At 64.5% G+C, this 15600-nt stretch carries 18 protein-coding genes; 8 read left to right on the plus strand and 10 right to left on the minus strand.

Features of this window, described 5'->3' with window-relative positions; genetic code table 11:
- The first annotated feature begins 66 nt into the window (after positions 1–66).
- The 4 genes from ACOXXX_RS08810 to ACOXXX_RS08825 all read left to right on the plus strand — a co-directional run bounded on the left by ACOXXX_RS08810 (position 67) and on the right by ACOXXX_RS08825 (position 4329).
- Positions 67–636: an HdeD family acid-resistance protein gene (locus ACOXXX_RS08810; RefSeq protein WP_422826198.1), complete on the plus strand. Its 570-nt coding sequence runs from the start codon at positions 67–69 to the stop codon at positions 634–636.
- A 94-nt stretch (positions 637–730) separates the two neighbouring features.
- Positions 731–3319, plus strand: coding sequence for a bifunctional lysylphosphatidylglycerol flippase/synthetase MprF (gene mprF / locus ACOXXX_RS08815; protein ID WP_422826199.1), 2589 nt, complete (start codon positions 731–733; stop codon positions 3317–3319).
- 13 nt (positions 3320–3332) lie between these two features.
- Positions 3333–3656, plus strand: coding sequence for a DUF202 domain-containing protein (locus tag ACOXXX_RS08820; protein WP_422826200.1), 324 nt, complete (start codon positions 3333–3335; stop codon positions 3654–3656).
- Entirely contained in the window at positions 3643–4329 is a 687-nt protein-coding gene (locus ACOXXX_RS08825; protein ID WP_422826201.1) for a hypothetical protein, read from the plus strand. The genes ACOXXX_RS08820 and ACOXXX_RS08825 overlap by 14 nt, the downstream gene beginning before the upstream one ends.
- An 81-nt stretch (positions 4330–4410) precedes the next feature.
- Here the strand turns inward: ACOXXX_RS08825 and ACOXXX_RS08830 are convergent, their stop codons facing one another.
- The 10 genes from ACOXXX_RS08830 to ACOXXX_RS08875 all read right to left on the minus strand — a co-directional run bounded on the left by ACOXXX_RS08830 (position 4411) and on the right by ACOXXX_RS08875 (position 11878).
- The gene (locus ACOXXX_RS08830) at positions 4411–5949 is read right to left on the minus strand and encodes a DHA2 family efflux MFS transporter permease subunit (protein WP_422826202.1); all 1539 of its coding nucleotides are present in this window, start codon (positions 5947–5949) and stop codon (positions 4411–4413) included.
- The gene (locus ACOXXX_RS08835) at positions 5946–6950 is read right to left on the minus strand and encodes an HlyD family secretion protein (protein ID WP_422826203.1); all 1005 of its coding nucleotides are present in this window, start codon (positions 6948–6950) and stop codon (positions 5946–5948) included. Before ACOXXX_RS08835 ends, ACOXXX_RS08830 begins: the two co-directional genes overlap by 4 nt.
- A gap of 64 nt (positions 6951–7014) precedes the next feature.
- Positions 7015–7161 carry a DUF3096 domain-containing protein gene (locus ACOXXX_RS08840; protein ID WP_422826204.1) on the minus strand — a complete coding sequence of 49 codons (147 nt, stop codon included), beginning with the start codon at positions 7159–7161 and terminating at the stop codon, positions 7015–7017.
- The gene (locus tag ACOXXX_RS08845) at positions 7158–7682 is read right to left on the minus strand and encodes a DUF1269 domain-containing protein (protein ID WP_422826205.1); all 525 of its coding nucleotides are present in this window, start codon (positions 7680–7682) and stop codon (positions 7158–7160) included. Before ACOXXX_RS08845 ends, ACOXXX_RS08840 begins: the two co-directional genes overlap by 4 nt.
- 31 nt (positions 7683–7713) lie before the next feature.
- Positions 7714–7983, minus strand: coding sequence for a 3-ketoacyl-ACP reductase (locus ACOXXX_RS08850; RefSeq protein WP_422826206.1), 270 nt, complete (start codon positions 7981–7983; stop codon positions 7714–7716).
- A gap of 25 nt (positions 7984–8008) precedes the next feature.
- A complete protein-coding gene (locus ACOXXX_RS08855; protein WP_422826207.1) occupies positions 8009–8791 on the minus strand; it encodes a 3-hydroxybutyrate dehydrogenase in 783 nt (260 codons plus the stop codon).
- Positions 8788–9426: a cytochrome b/b6 domain-containing protein gene (locus tag ACOXXX_RS08860; protein WP_422826208.1), complete on the minus strand. Its 639-nt coding sequence runs from the start codon at positions 9424–9426 to the stop codon at positions 8788–8790. Before ACOXXX_RS08860 ends, ACOXXX_RS08855 begins: the two co-directional genes overlap by 4 nt.
- Before the next feature lie 6 nt (positions 9427–9432).
- Entirely contained in the window at positions 9433–10179 is a 747-nt protein-coding gene (locus tag ACOXXX_RS08865) for an acetoacetate decarboxylase (RefSeq protein WP_422826209.1), read from the minus strand.
- Positions 10176–11297, minus strand: coding sequence for a DUF3734 domain-containing protein (locus ACOXXX_RS08870; RefSeq protein WP_422826210.1), 1122 nt, complete (start codon positions 11295–11297; stop codon positions 10176–10178). Before ACOXXX_RS08870 ends, ACOXXX_RS08865 begins: the two co-directional genes overlap by 4 nt.
- A gap of 173 nt (positions 11298–11470) precedes the next feature.
- A complete protein-coding gene (locus ACOXXX_RS08875) occupies positions 11471–11878 on the minus strand; it encodes a hypothetical protein (protein ID WP_422826211.1) in 408 nt (135 codons plus the stop codon).
- On the opposite strand from ACOXXX_RS08875, the gene ACOXXX_RS08880 reads away from it, so the two are divergent.
- From ACOXXX_RS08880 to cls, 4 genes are all read left to right on the plus strand, one after another.
- Complete coding sequence (locus ACOXXX_RS08880) at positions 11870–12136, plus strand: hypothetical protein (RefSeq protein ID WP_422826212.1); 267 nt, start codon at positions 11870–11872, stop codon at positions 12134–12136. The two genes, ACOXXX_RS08875 and ACOXXX_RS08880, sit on opposite strands and share 9 nt — an antisense overlap.
- 121 nt (positions 12137–12257) lie before the next feature.
- Positions 12258–13184, plus strand: coding sequence for a mechanosensitive ion channel family protein (locus tag ACOXXX_RS08885; protein ID WP_422826213.1), 927 nt, complete (start codon positions 12258–12260; stop codon positions 13182–13184).
- A gap of 138 nt (positions 13185–13322) precedes the next feature.
- The gene (locus tag ACOXXX_RS08890) at positions 13323–14006 is read left to right on the plus strand and encodes an endonuclease/exonuclease/phosphatase family protein (protein ID WP_422826214.1); all 684 of its coding nucleotides are present in this window, start codon (positions 13323–13325) and stop codon (positions 14004–14006) included.
- Positions 14003–15433, plus strand: a complete 1431-nt coding sequence (gene cls / locus ACOXXX_RS08895; protein ID WP_422826215.1) for a cardiolipin synthase — start codon at positions 14003–14005, stop codon at positions 15431–15433. The genes ACOXXX_RS08890 and cls overlap by 4 nt, the downstream gene beginning before the upstream one ends.
- The last annotated feature ends 167 nt before the right edge of the window (positions 15434–15600 follow it).

Consider the following 15600-nt stretch of genomic DNA (forward strand, 5'->3'; position numbering starts at 1 on the left):
CGACGACACGCAAATACATGTGTGGCCTGCCCGGTCGAACCAACCGGGATCATGGGAGCAGAACCAATGCAGAGTTATCTGACGAAACTGAACGCGACGGTGCGCCCGGGCATCGATGGCGCGGGCGTCAAGCACCTGAGGTTGGTGGGCATCATCCTCGCGCTGCTTGGCGCGCTTGCGATTCTTCTGCCAACCATCGCGACCTTCGGGGCGGAATTGCTGGTGGCGTGGATGCTGACGCTCTGGGGGGCGGTCGGTCTGTGGTTTTCCTGGGCGATTCGGCCGGTGCCGGAATGGCGCTACGGCTTCGCGGCCTTCGGACTGTTGTTCGTCATGGGTGTGGCGCTGGTCCTTTTCCCGCTCGCGGGGATCGCAGCGCTGACCGTTCTGATGATGCTGTCGTTCCTGATGGAAGGGCTGTTGTCCATTCTCTTTGGCCTGCGCAGCAGCGCGCATGTGTCGAATTGGGGGTGGCTGGTGTTCAGCGGGCTGTGTTCCTTTGCAGCAGGCCTGGTGATCCTGTTTGGCTGGCCCTGGACGGCAAGCTGGACGCTGGGCCTGATGCTGGGGCTCAACTTCCTGTCGACCGGGCTGTCGCTTGTCATGCTGGCCAAACCGGCAAGGTCTGCGCGTTGAACCGCACAGCCGGGCATGTCCGACCCTGAACCGGGCAAGGCCACTTTCCGCCCGTTCGGGGCGACACAGTTACTTTTTTCCGAGGAAGGCCCTGATGCCTGTCGCCCCGTCCCCCACCCGGCTCTCGCGGTTTCTGCGCGTGATCGAATACCCGGCCTTCAAGATCGCGATCCCCGCGATCATCGGCGTCATTGCGGTGGTTGTGCTGCACAAGCTGGCCAGCCATGTGCACTGGCAGGATGTAAAGGCCGATCTGGCCGCCGCGAAACCGACGGTCCTTTTGGCAGCGCTGGCCTGCATGGGTCTGAGCTTTGCGGGCATCGCATCATATGATTTCCTGGCCGTGCGCGTGGTCGCGCCGAAGACCATGCCCGCGCAGGTGCCGATGGTCACGGGCGCGGCGGGCTATGCGATCTCGGGCATGTTGGGGGTGTCGTATCTGACAGGCACGGCAGTTCGCTACCGGGTCTATTCCGCCTTCGGACTCGACCTGGTGAAGATCACCGCCATCGTGGCCGTGTCGTGGTCGGGCTTCGTATCGGCACTGGTGCTTGGTTTTGGTCTTCTGCTGGCGCTGCACCCCGCAGGGCTGAGCACGGTCATCAATGTCGCGCCTGCCATCGAAACTGCGGTCGGGTCACTGCTGCTGGCCGGGTACGGCTGCTATCTGCTCTGGCTGGGCACCGGTCAGCGGCGCGTGAAATCGGGCGACCACATCGTTGACCTGCCGGGTGCCGCGAAGGCGCTTGTCCTGACTTTGGCGGGGATCTGCGATGTTTCCGGCGCGGCGCTCACGCTGTATGTGCTGATGCCGCCGGACCTCGTGCCGAACTTTCCCTTCTTTGCGACGGTGTTCATCGCGGCGGTCCTGATCGGCATTCTCAGCCACGCGCCCGGCGGCCTTGGCGCGTTCGAAGCGACGATCATCGCCGGGTTCGGGGCAGCGGGACGGTCGGACGTTCTGGCGGCCCTCCTGCTCTATCGGCTGATCTACACCGTCCTGCCCTTCGCCATCGCGGCGTTCGGACTGGCGATTGCCGCGGCGCTCGCCAATCGCGGGCGGCTTCGCGCCACATCCAGCGTCGTCTGGCGGGCCCTGAAACCCGTGGTGCCGGTTCTGGCCGCGGCGCTGGCCATGCTGGCCGGGATCATCCTGCTGGTGTCGGGCAACCTGCCGGGCGAAGGCACGCGGCTCGAGGTGCTGCGCGACGTCTTTCCGCTGGGCGTGGTCGAGGCGTCGCACCTTGCCGGAAGCCTGGCCGGGGCGTTGCTGATCGTCGTGGCGGCGGGGCTTTACCGCAAGCTTTACCGCGCCTGGCTTTTTGCCATGGTCCTGATCGGGGTCGGGTTCATCGCGTCGCTGGTCAAGGGTCTGGACTGGCCCGAAGCGCTGTCGATGGCGGCAACGCTTCTGTCCCTTGGACTTCTGCGCCCCGCCTTCTACCGGGCGGAAGGCATCTCTCTCTTCCGGCTCGACCGACGCTGGCTCCTCAGCCTCTTCGTGCTTGCAGCGGCAATCGTCTGGGTCGGGCTCTTCGCATATGACCATGTAGAGTATCGCAACGCGCTCTGGTGGCAGTTCAGCTGGGCGGGCGATGCCTCGCGGTTTTTGCGGGCAAGCCTCGTGATGGCCATCGTTCTGGCGGCGGTCATCGTCAATTCGCTCATCAATCATCGCCCCCCGGTGCGGGAATCCCGCGACATTCCGGATGTCGTGAGGCGCCTTGTGGCGCAAAGCCGCGATACCGAGGCAAACATCGCCCTGACCGGCGACAAGCTGTTCCTGGTCTCGGAGGACGCAACCGCGTTCATCGCCTATGCCGACACCGGTCAATCGCTCATCGCCAATGGCGATCCCGTGGGCGACGCGACGGCCGGGCAGGCGTTGATCTGGTCACTGCGGGAAAAGGCCTACCGGGCGGGCAAGCGCGTGGCGTTCTATTCGGTGACGTCGGCCTATCTGCCGACCTACCTCGATCTTGGCCTTTCTATCCTCAAGATCGGCGAGGTCGCGCGTGTCGATCTGCGCGGCTTCACGCTCGACGGCTCAAAGCGCAAGGACCTGCGGCAGGCGCGCAACCGCGCCGTGCGCGACGGCTTTGTCTTTGCGGTGGTTCCGCGGGCCGAAGCCATGGCGATCCTGCCGGAGTTGCGGCAGATCTCGGACGCGTGGCTGGCGCGCAAGCAGGGCGAGGAAAAGGGCTTTTCGCTCGGTGCCTTTACCGAAGACTACATGCGCAATTTCGACATGGCCGTGCTGCGCGATCCCGATGGCCGCATCGTCGCCTTTGCCAATCTCTTTCAAGGCGCGGACCGGCACGAACTGTCGCTGGATCTCATGCGCTACCTTCACGACGCGCCGAATTTCGCCATGGACGCGCTTTTTGCCGAGATGATGCTGTGGGGGGCGGCACAAGGCTATCACTGGATGTCGCTGGGCGCCGCCCCTTTTGCGGGTGTCCAGAACCGAGAGCTGGCGCCGCTCTGGAACCGGATCGGCGGGTTCATCTACGAGCATGGCGAACATTTCTACCGGTTCGAGGGGCTGCGCGCCTACAAGGAAAAGTTCGATCCGGTCTGGTCGCCAAATTACCTCGCCTGCCCGGGCGGGCTTGCCGCGCCGCGCATCCTTTACGAGGTCAACGTGCTCGTCTCGGGCGGGCTGCGCGGCCTGATGAAGTAGGAGGGAGCCACGGATGATCGTCAATTTCCAAACCCATTCCGCCAACGAGCGGACGTTCCTGGCCTGGGTGCGCACCGCGGTCGCCATCGTCGGCTTCGGCCTTGCCGCCGCGCGTCTGGGTGCGCGGGCTGTACCGCTCTGGTCGACCTACCTGCTGTTTGCCGCCGGGGGCGCGGTCGTACTGATCGCCTGGCTGCGAATGCGGCATGTGCGCAAGCGGATCGACCTGAAAGAGCGGCTGCCCGACGACGACGGCCCGGCCGAGGTCTTTTTGCTGCTGCTGGTAATGGCGCTTTTCGTCCTTTTGGGGAGCTTTGCGGTTCATGTCGCACCTTGATTCCCAGGCCGCGCGGACCGTCGCGACCGGCCTCGGTCAGCTCCGGTTCACGCTGGTCTTTCTTGGGATCATGCTGGGGGCCAATGCCCTTGCCGGGACGTTTTCCGGGCAGATCGACCCTTTGGTGCTGGCCGCGCGGGGCATCGGCGTCGATGCCATCGGCGGCGGTGATCCGTCGCGGTTCCTGACCGCCATTTTCCTGTCGCATGACCTGCCGATGCTTTTGCGTCAGCTTGTGTTCGCGGCGACTGTGATCGGGGCGGCGGAATGGCGGTGGGGCACGTGGCGCGCTGCCGCGCTGTTCTTCGGGATCGACCTTTCGGCGACGCTGATACTGCTCGCCACCGTGGCGCTTGTCCCCGTCCTGGACAGCTTGGCAGGCGTCACCGATGTCGGCATGTCCATGGGCGGCTTCGGCCTGATCGGGGTGTTGGTCGCCACGGGGCGGCTCCGATGGGTCGGGCTGGCGGCGATCCTCGCCCTTGTGGCCGCGAAATATGCCGTGGCGCCAGAGCCGCTCGCCGACCTGGGGCATGTCATCGCTCTGCTCATCGGGGCCGCGATCGGCATTTACGGATGCCGGACCCGGGGTCGTACCGTGCTGCCGACAGGCGTTCTGCAGGTACGCAGACCAGGGCGGCCCGGCGCGCGACAGCAGGACGGCCGGACATGACATGGGCCAGTGGCTCCAGGCGTCTCCCCTAGGCTGGCTTCCGCGCCCTGGTAGACAGGGTGCCCGCGTGGGGCGCCCGTCTCAGTGCGCCATGGCCGGGGCGGCCTGCTGGCCCTTGGGCCGTTGCAGGACCAACACCACCGGCAGCATCAGGAACGCCGCGACCCCGGTCAGCCAGAACGCATCCTGAAACGCCAGCAGGCTGGCCTGCTGCTGAATCTGACTGGCAATCTGCGCCGCCCCCTCGGGCGAGGTGGGATCAAGGCCAAGCGGCGCAAGCCAGGCCCGTGCCGCCGCATCGAAGGGCGTGATGCCCGAGGCCAGCGTCGCATAGTGGAACTGCATCCGGCTCGCCACCTGCCAGCCCACCAGCGCGATCCCCACCGAGGAGCCGAGCGAGCGGGTCACGCCGTAGATGCCAGACGCTTCATCCTGCCGCTCCGGCCCGATGTTCTGGAACGCCAGCGTCGACATCGGCACGAAGAAAAGCCCCATGCCCAGCCCGGACACGACGCCGGGCCAGGCCAGGTTCCAGAAGCCCGCATCGAGGTTGAGTTGCCCCAGCAGGATGTTGCCCGTGCCCGTCAGAACCAATCCCAGCACCAGCAGCTTGCGCGGATCGAAGCGGGTGACCAGCACCGCCCCGGTCAGCACCATGGAGAATCCCGCCGCGATGCCGCGCGGGATGAACAAAAACCCCGCATCCAGCACCGGGTAGCCCAGCAGCCCTTGCACGAACAGCGGCAGGATCGCGATAGAGCCGAACATCGCCACGCCGAAACCCAGGATCGCGACGTTGGCCCCGGCAAAGCTGCGATCGCGGAACAGCGAAAAGTCGATGATGTTGTCGGCCTTGCCCCGCCCGCGCAGGACAAAGGTCACGGCACAGGCAACCATGGTTATGGCGGTGACCTGGATCAGTTTTGATGCGAACCAGTCGCGGCTTTCGCCCAGGTCCAGCATCAGTTGCAGGGCGCCGATGGCCCCGATCATCAGGGCCAGCCCGACCCAGTCCACCTCGATCCGGTGGGTGTCTTCGGACTTGAGCTCGCCCGACATCATGGTCAGGGCAAAGGCCGCGATGGGCAGATTGACGTAGAAGACCGCCCGCCACGAGAAATACTCGGTCAGTAACGCGCCCAGCGTCGGGCCCAGCACCGGCGCCACCACGACGCCCAGACCGAAGAACGCCATGGCCTGGCCGCGTTTCTCTTTCGGGAAGCTGTCGAACAGGATGGATTGCGACAAGGGGATCAGGAAGGCGCCGAAAATGCCCTGGCCCAGGCGGCAGGCCACCATGATCTCGACGCTCCACGACAGCCCGCAAAGGGCCGAAAAGCTGGCGAAGCCGACGATGGCCGAGATGATCAACCGCCGCCGCCCGATCATGCGGACAAAGAACCCGGTCAGCGGCATGACCACGACCGAGGCGACGATGTAGCTGGTCAGGATCCAGACCGTCTGGTCGTTGGTGATGCCAAAGGCCGCCTGGATCTGCGGCAGCGCCACGTTGACGATTGTGCTGTCCAGCACCTCGAGCACCGCGGTCAGCACCACCGCGAGCACGATGGTCCAGCGCACCGCCCGGGCGGTGTCGCCTGTGGCTGTGGTATCGGTCATTTCGCAGCATCCAGAGCGGAGGTGTCTACCGTCACGGTGGTGCTGGCGCCGACGCGCAGCTGCATCGCCGGATCGTCGGGACGGGAGCCGAGGCTGACCCGCACGGGAAAGCGTTGCGTGACCTTGACCCAGTTGCCGCTGGCGTTCTGCGGCGGCATTAGCGAAAACACCGCGCCCGACCCCGCGCCAAGGCTTTGCACCGTGCCATCAAGGGTGAGGCCGGGATACATGTCGACCGCGACCGTCACCGGCTGGCCCGGGCGCAGGCGGGCAAGGTCGGTTTCCTTGAAATTCGCGTCGATCCACCAATCGCCATCCTCGACCAGCGAGAAAAGCGGCATGTCGGGCGCGACCAGCGTGCCCGGCCGCAGATCCAGGTTCGCGATCCATCCCGATACCGGGGCCGTCACCCTGGCCCGGGCAAGGTTGATCTGCGCGAGGGTCAGCTGCGCCTCGGCCGCGCGGACGGCGGCATTGTCGTCGCCGGGTGTTCCTGCCCGTTCGCGCGCCGCCGCCAGCGCCGCCTGCGCGGTGTCGAGCGCGGCCTTCGCCTGGTCGCGCGCCGCCGTCGCCTGATCCAGCGCGGCCTGCGCGACATCGCCCAGCTTGAACAGCTTTTCGGTGCGGTCATAGGCATCCTGTGCATCGGTCAGGGCGGCGCGGGCGCTGTCGACCTGGCCCGACACCGACGACAGATCGGTGATCGCCGCGCTGCTTTGCTGGACGGCGGCGTCATAGCTGGCCTGCGCCGCCTTGACCTGCGCCTCCAGATCCGCGGTGTCGATCTGGAACAGCAGATCGCCCGCCTTCACATGCTGGTTTTCCGACACCGCGACAGTGTCAATCGCGCCACCGACCTGCGGCGCGATGGTCAGGACGTTGGCCTTGAGATAGGCATCGTCGGTCGAGGGGTGGATGCGTTCGTGCTGCCACCAGATCCACAGACCGCCACCAATGGCGGCAAGGGCGACGACAAGAAGAATTGGCTTAAGATATTTCATGGCGGAACCTGTTGGTACGGGACGGACCCCTGTGATGGGGTCCGCAACCGGTTTGGAAGGGCGCTCAGGCGCCAAAAAGATGGGGAAAAAGCCCGGCCAATCCGAAAAGGATCAGGTAAGCGGCGACGACGTAGTTGAGGATCCTCGGGGCGATCAGGATCACCACCCCCGCGATCAGCGCCAGCAGCGGCTGGATCAGAACGACGGTCATGCGTTTTCCGGCGCGGTTGCACCGACCTCGGCCTTGTGTGCCTCGTCAAAGGCGCGGCGCAGGTGGTTTTCGGCATCGGTGTCGAGGTTCGTGCGCAGCACACGGCCGCCATGTTCGCCCAGCCGTTCGATCACCTTGTCCGACGCATTCGTGCGCATCATCATGAAGAGCGCCGCCTGGCCCGGCTGCAGGACGCTGCCCACCTCTTTCATGAAGTCGTCGTTGATCCCGTAATCGGTCAGCGCACCCGACAGCGCACCGGCCCCGGCGCCAACCGCAACCCCCAGCAGCGGGTTGAAGAAGATCATACCGATCAGCAGCCCCCAGAAGGCCCCGCCGGCGGCACCGGCGCTCCACATGTTGACCATCTGGTTAAGCTTGACGTTGCCCTTGTCATCGGCCACGGCGACGACGGCGTCGGCAACATCGACAAGGTATTCCCGCGTCATGGTCATCAACTCGTCGCGGGCTTCTTCGGCTTTTTCGGGTGTGTCGTACCCGATGACGATCAGTTCGGACATGGTGGTCTCCTTTTCAGTCCTTTTTTGGTGTTCATTTGGAGGCGACGTGCGTCGTGTCGTAGCTTTCAAGCCACTGATGCACGGAGCGTTCGAGGTTCGACACGTGGTGGCCGTGCGCTTCGGCATCGGCCTCCTCGTCATCGAGGCGGGCCTGCAGATCCGCGTAACGCTCTTTCAGCTCTTTCGCGGAAAGGTGCGCGTGGTCGTCATAGAGATGCGCCTGATCCCGCAGTCGCTGTTCTGCGCCGTGGATCTTGCGACCCAGGGCATCGAGGCGGTCGTGAAGTGTGGGATGTGCCATGGTCTGCGTCCTTTTCCTGGCAGCGTCAGTTCATGTACCAGCCGTGGCTGACCACCAGCGACTGACCGGTCAGCGCGTTCGTGGGGAAGGCAGCAAAGACATGGGCCACTTCGGCCACGTCCTCGATCGTGGTGAATTCCTGATCGACCGTTTCGCCCAGCATGATCTTGTTCACGACCTCCTCTTCCGAGATGCCGAGGTCGCGCGCCTGTTCGGGAATCTGCTTTTCCACCAGCGGCGTCTTGACGAAACCCGGGCAGATCACGTTGGCGCGGATGCCGTGCTTGGCCCCTTCCTTCGAGATCACGCGGGCAAGTCCCAAGAGCCCGTGCTTGGCAGTCACGTAGGCGGACTTGAGGGGGCTGGCTTCCTTCGAATGCACCGAGCCCATGAAAATGATCGACCCCGATCCGGCCTTTTGCATGTGAGGCATCACCGCCTTCGAGGTGAGGAACGCGCCATCCAGGTGGATCGACAGCAGTTTCTTCCACTCATCGAAGGGGAAATCCTCGAGCGGGTGAACGATCTGCACCCCGGCGTTGGACACCAGCACGTCGATCTGGCCCCATTTTTCGATGACGGCGGCGACGCCGTCGTTCACCTGCTTTTCGTCGGTGACATTCATTTCGACAGCCATCGCCTCACCCGGGCCCTGCGCGGTCAACTCGTCCGCGGCCTTTTGCGCCGCATCCAGTTTCAGGTCGGCTATGACGACCTTGGCCCCGTCGGCGACATAGCGTTTGGCGATACCGTGGCCGATGCCGCTGGCGGCGCCGGTGATGATGCAGACTTTGTCTTTGAGGTTCATTTCCTGGTTTCCTTCTGTGGCGCGGTGCGGAGCGACCACATCTCGCGCAGGTTGAAATCGGTGAAGAGGTGCTGGAGGACGGCAAGGCTCGCGTGGCCGATGAGGTAGGCCCAGGCGAGGTTCGCCAAAGCTTCGTGGATCTGAAGCATCACGCCTGGCAGACCGCCGGTATGCGCGTCGCCGCCCCCGAAAAAGTAAAAGACCGTGCCAGTGCCAGCCATCGCGGTGATCAGCAGGATGCCCAGGCCATGCACGGCGCTGGCCAGGGGGCTGGCATCATCGTGCGGCGGCAGGCGCAGCTGGCGCAGCGTCGCGGCATGGCGTTTGATGTCGGACCAGAGCGCCGCACGCCGCGCGCCCGAAAACCATGGGAACAACAGGCCCGCGGGCGTGCCGCGCTTGCGCGCCGTCAGCACCAGCCAGAACAGCACGATCAGCGCAAAGGCAGCAAGGCCACCGTATTCGTGGATCTCGTACCAGAGGTTCCCGGCATGCCCGTCCTCGGCCGGTTTCATGACCAGGCTGACGACAAGCTGGATCACCACCGCCACGGCCAGTCCGGCATGGACCAGCCGGGTCGGCAGGCTGTGGCGGGAGGCCTCGGGCATCGCGGGAGAGGGGCTTGATACAGACATGATCCGTTATCCTTTCGGTTGCAGGTAGTCGTGGACGACCTCGCCCAGACCAAGCGTCAGGTCGGTCATCAGGTGGACGGCGGAGAGGACCTCGCGCACCGGCAGATCGGCCACCGGGGCCAGCGCGTGCTGGTGCAGTTCAAGCCCGGCCGGGCCTTCCCATGCGCCCTTCAGAGTCACATCGACGGTGTAGTAGCGCACCAGCTCGCAGATCCGCGGCGTGCAATCGACATGCGGAATGACCTTGAGCATGAAGTTCGGCGCGGCAAAGCCCGTGAGCACCGTGTCATGGTCCAGCTCGCGATGCTTGTAGCCCATGGTGCCCGTCGCCACCCGGACGGACCCCACGTCGAGCGTGCCGACCAGCGTGTCCTTTTCGACCCGCAACGCCGGATCGGCGAGCTTCTTGGGAAAGCCCCAGATTTCGCGGCCGCCGGCGATGGGCGCATCGTCGTTGAGGAACATGGAATGCACGTAGCCGCCCGCGACACCATCCAGCGTGACCGGGATCACCTGGCCGCTTTCGGTGTAGTCGCCGAACCCGGTGCTGTCGGGCATGCGGATGAATTCGTATTTCACCAGCGGCTCGGGGATCTCAAGCGGTTCGGGCACGACGCGGCGCAGCGCCTCCATGTCGGTGCGGTAGGTGATCGTCAGGAATTCGCGGTTGACGAACTTGTAGGGCCCTTTCGGATAAGACGGGCTGGTGACAGGCATCGCAAAGGCGTTTGCGACAAGGTCAGAGGCGTTCATTTTGTGGCTCCTTGGTCTTTTGGGGTTCCCAGATCGAAGACGCGCAGGCCGTCGGCCCCCACGCGGCGGGATTTCCAGGTTTTGTGAGAGAGCGTCCGGGTAACGTCCCCGCGGCCCGCGGCCCAGTGATCGGACATCGACTGGCGCGAGAATTCATAGTCCTTGCCGCTGCCTTCGAACCCCTGCTTGCGATGAATGAGGTGGACCAGCGTGACCGGGCAGGACGGCCCGGCGCGGCGCAGCAGCGCCAGATCGGGATCGTCCTTCAGCGCTTCGGGCAGCTTGGCCGCAAGACGCTCGGCCGCCGCCTGCAGCGCGTGCAGCTGGCGATAGCGGTCCGTGGTCAGGCGGGTCCGGCTCGAATACTGGATGTCCTTCTGGCGCTGCTGCACCTCGATCACATCCGACGGCAGACCGCCGCGCGCATTGAAAAGATCGACCTGGAAGACGCAGAGCGGATCGTCGCCCGTCGCCTCTTCCATCACGTATTGCAGCGGCGTGTTCGACACGAGCCCGCCGTCCCAGTAATGGCGCCCGTCGATCTCGACCGGCGGAAATCCCGGGGGCAGCGCCCCGCTGGCCATGATATGCCGCGCGTCGATCCGCGTGGCGCGGCTGTCGAAATAGACAAAGTTGCCGGTTTCGACATTGGTGGCCCCGACACAAAGACGCGGGCCGACGGTATTCAGAAACTCGAAATCGACCAGCTCGTTCAGCGTCGCCTCGAGCGGGGCGGTGTCATAGATGCTGAGCGCGGGCGCGGGACCGAAGGGCCAGAGCGCGGTGGGCAGCCGGGGCGTGAAGAACCCCGGCGCCCCGGCCATCGTCACCTCGGCGGCGGCGAGTTCGGAAAACGCGCGGCGTCCGGCCGGGGTCCAGAACGGGGCCGACATCGGCAGGTTGGCCGTAATCCGGTTCCAGAAGGTTTCCAGCGCGGCAACGCGCTTTCCCGAAGGATTGCCGCAGATGAGCGCCGCATTGATCGCGCCGATGGAAATGCCCGCGATCCAGTCAAAGGAAAACCCGGCCTCGTCAAGCGCCGTGAACGCCCCGGCCTGATAGGCGCCAAGCGCCCCGCCGCCTTGCAGGACCAGTGCATTCGTTTCGGTGGCGGTCATGTCGGTACGTCCCTTCCGTGCGGTATCGTTTGGTTTTGAGCAACATCTAGGGCCGCTGTCCTGCGCCATCTTTTCGGAAACCTTACAAGCACGACAGATTTGCCAAGCCGTTCACAGGAAAGGAAAAACCCGCCACCTGGGGTGACGGGCCGTGGTTGAGGGCGTGCCGATGTCTAGTTGCCGTACAGCCAGCCCTGGCGCGGATAGCTTTCGGGCGGGGGGCCCCCGAAGACCGCGATATAGGCCTGCTGCTCAAAGGCGTTCACGTTCGCCTCGCTCCGGTGGTCGGCGGGCGCATCGGTGTTGAGGTAGGTACAGAAGGCCGTGATCATGATATCGGCGACGTCGGCGTCCGACGCATCGGGATAATCGGCGCGGATCTGCTCTGCCACCGCGTGCAGGGAGTCGCCGCCAAGATCGGTGGTGCCGACCGTCTGCGCCAGCTTCGCCAGATCGAATGTATTGGCATCCGCTTCGGCGAAGACGGGGGCCGGTTGGGGGCAATCCAAGGGCTGTGCCGCAACCAGCGCAGGTGCCGAAAGCGCGGCAACCGTGACAAGGCAAAAGAGGGGATGTTTCATGGGACGTTCCTTTCAGTGATTTCGAATGGGCAGGCGCGCGGCGCGACCTTCCAAGAACGGGTCGCGCCGACCGACCGCAACCGGCACCGGTACGGTGCGCAAGCTTTCAAGCGGGCCGAAAAGCGCCCCACCGATCATTTGGGCCAGGTGTTTCAACAAAGGGTGCAGCATGGTCAGCCTCTTGGTCTGATGATGATCGTTGCTGCATATCTGGTGCATCGCTTTGCAGTGGGATTGTCCGGAGATTTACATTTGTGACAGGTTCGCCAAACGCCTTTGCCTCATCGAAAATCCCGCCATAAACATGAGGTTGGAACTTCCCTGTCGCCAAAGCAAAGGGCTTTCGGCGCAAGGCGATGACAGCACAAGGAGATCCCTGATGACCTGGAAAACCGTGGAGGCCTGGGCAACTCATCTGCACCCGGACAAGTGGTCTGGCGCGCTGATCATCCTCGGGCTCTTTGTGCTGGCGGGGGTGATCCTGTCGCATCTGCTCAAGCGGACAATCCGCCTGGTCGTCGAACGCGACCGCGACAATCGGCTCGACCGCATGTCGATCACGTTCCTGTCGAAGGTGGCCAGCGCCTTTGTCTGGATCCTGATCCTGATGCTGTATGCCCACATGATCCCGGCGCTCGACCGTCTGGCCACGGCCCTTCTGGCCAGCGTGTCGGTCGCGTCGGTGGTCTTTGGCCTGGCCGCGCAATCGACCCTGTCGAACTTCGTCGCGGGCTTCAGCCTGATCTTCTATCGGCCCTTCCGGCTGGGCGACAAATTGCAGATCAACGCGCCCACCGGCGTGGAAACCGGCATCGTGGAGGACGTGTCGCTGGGCTATACGATCTTGAAAACCTATGACAATCGCCGGGTCATCATTTCGAACGCCTCGATTTCCAGCACCACCATGGTCAACCTGTCAGCACGTGAGGCGCGGACCATGGCGCTTGTCCCGATCTCGATCAGCTATGATGCAGATATCGACGAGGCGCGGGCGCTGATCCTCGAGGTGGCGGCGGGACTGCCCGCGATCGAGGAGGTCGTCGGATGCCCCGTCACCACACTCAACGCGTCGAGCGTGGATTTCAGCCTGCGCGTCTGGTGTGCGGATTCGGGCGTCGCGGCGGGGGTGAAGAATGACGTGCTCGAAGCGGTGAAAAAGCGGTTCGATGCCGCCGGGATCGAAATCCCCTACGCCTATCAGAATGTCCTGATCAAGGAGATGCCACAGCCCCCCGCCACGACCGCGCCCGAAAAAAACCGCGTGATGTCGGTTGGTCCAGACCCGGTGTTAAAGCCAGGGCACTGATTGCCGGGCGGAAATACCCTTGTAAGCGTGTTGGGTTTCACGGTTATCCTGACACGAGCCCCAAGGCCATCGCCCGTCAGGGCGCGGCGGCGGGACGGGCGAGGAACGGAGTTTTTTTCAGAGATGACCGGCGGCTAAGTGCGGATCACCAGCTACAACATCCGAAAGGCCGTGGGTCTTGATTGGCGCCGCGATGCGGGCCGCATCATCGACGTGCTGGCCGAGATCGACGCCGATGTCGTTGTCCTGCAGGAAGCCGACAAACGGCTGGGAGCCAAGGCAGGCGTCCTGCCGCTGAACGATCTGGCCAAGACGCTGGCACTGGCGCCCGTCGATGTCGCGATCCGCCCCGAAAGCCATGGCTGGCACGGCAATGCCATTTTCTGCAAGCCCGGCCACATGGTCACCCATGCCGCCCGCATCGACATTCCCACGTTCGAGCCGCGCGGCGCGGTGTCGGCGCTGTTGCAGCGCCCCGCGATCGAGGTCATCGGCGTGCACTTGGGGCTGAGCCCGGGCATGCGGCGCAAGCAGATGCGCATGCTGGCGGATCATATCCGCGACAAACCGCACCCGGTGGTCATCGCCGGGGATTTCAACGAATGGAAGGCCGACAGCGGGATCTTCGGCGCAGCCGCCCGGGTGATCGCGCCCGGCCCCAGCTTTCACGCGGCCCGTCCCCGCGCTGCGCTTGACCGCTTTGTCCTGTCGGGTGCGGTGCAGCCGCTGTCATCCCACGTGCATGCGTCGCCGCTGGCCCGCCGCGCCTCGGATCACCTGCCCATCGTCCTGGACATCGACGTGAAGGAGCCCGCCGAATGATGCTCATTCTCGGTCTGCACGCGCTGCTCGTGCTCACCTTCACCATCCGGATCCTGCTGCGCGAGGACCTGTCGCCGCCGGCCCGGCTTGCGTGGTTCGTCATCCTGAACGCCGTGCCCTACATCGGCAGCGCCAGTTATTTCCTGTTCGGAGAGATTGACCTGGGCAACCGCGCCAATACGCGTCACAAACGCATCTTCGCCGAAATCCGAAATCGCGCCGCAGACTTCATGGGCCGCGCCGACAACGTGGTAGAGTTGATCGACCCCCAGTACCGGCCTCCTTTCCATTATGTCGCGTCGATCAACGGGTTTTATCCCGTCGGCGGCAACCGCGCGGAACTGATGGCCGATGGCACCATGACGCGGGACCGGCTTTTGGCCGATATCGACGCGGCGCAGGACCATGTGCACGTGCTCTATTACATCTGGCTGGAAGACGGGACCGGCACGGCCGTGGCCGAGGCGCTCATGCGGGCGGCGCGGCGCGGCGTGACCTGCCGCGCCATGGCCGACGGTCTGGGCTCGCGCGCCCTGGTCAAATCGAAGCTCTGGCAGCGGATGAGAGAGGCGGGTGTCGAACTGGCCGTGGCGCTGTCGCTGGAAAACCCGGTCAAAACCATCCTGACCAGTCGGCTTGACCTGCGCAATCACCGCAAGATCACCGTCATCGACGGGCGCATCACCTATTGCGGCAGCCGCAATTCCGCCGATCCGGAATTTCGCATCAAGGCGAAATACGCGCCCTGGGTCGACATCATGCTGCGCTTCGAAGGGCCGGTGGTCGCGCAGAACCAGTTGCTGTTCGCCAGTGACTGGATGCAGACCACCGGCGCCGCGCTGGACGACATCAAGCTTTGCGCCGACCCGGTTCCCGGGGGATTTCCGGCACAGGTCATGGGCGACGGCCCGACCGAACGGCGGGGGGCCACGCCGCAGCTTTTCGCCAACCTGATCGCTACCGCCCGGCATCGGCTCACGCTGTCGACGCCGTATTTCGTGCCGGACGCCACCGTGTTCGAGGCGCTCTGCTCTGCCGCGCATCGCGGGGTGAAGGTGACGCTGATCTTTCCCAAGGTGAACGATAGCTGGATCGTCGCCGCGGCCAGCCAAAGCTATTATCGCAAGCTGCTCGAGGCAGGGTGCCTGATCTTTGAATTCCGCGACGGCCTGCTGCATGCCAAAACCCTGACCATTGACGGCCAGATCAGCCTGATCGGGTCATCAAACCTCGATCTGCGCAGCTTTGACCTCAACTATGAAAACAACATCCTGCTGCAGGACACGGACACGACAGCCGCGATCCATGAACGGCAACAGCACTATCTGTCGCGGTCCGATCCTGTCGCACTGGCGCAGGTTCTGGCCTGGCCCTATCGGCGGCGGATCTGGAACAACGCCGTGGGCACCATCGGCCCGGTGCTTTGATCGGCGCGCATCCCGACCTGGACCGCACCGATGGGTTGACGCTCGTGTGGCGCATTCACCCGTCAGCCTGAAAACCGACAAAACCAAGCAGGTTTTTGGGAACCGCGCGCGCTCGTCCGGGTTCTCAACAGGATGACCCCCAGCGCGGCCAAGGAAGCCGGCGAAAA

Origin of the sequence: Thalassococcus sp. BH17M4-6 (genome assembly GCF_049323015.1) — a bacterium.
GTDB lineage: Bacteria > Pseudomonadota > Alphaproteobacteria > Rhodobacterales > Rhodobacteraceae > Puniceibacterium.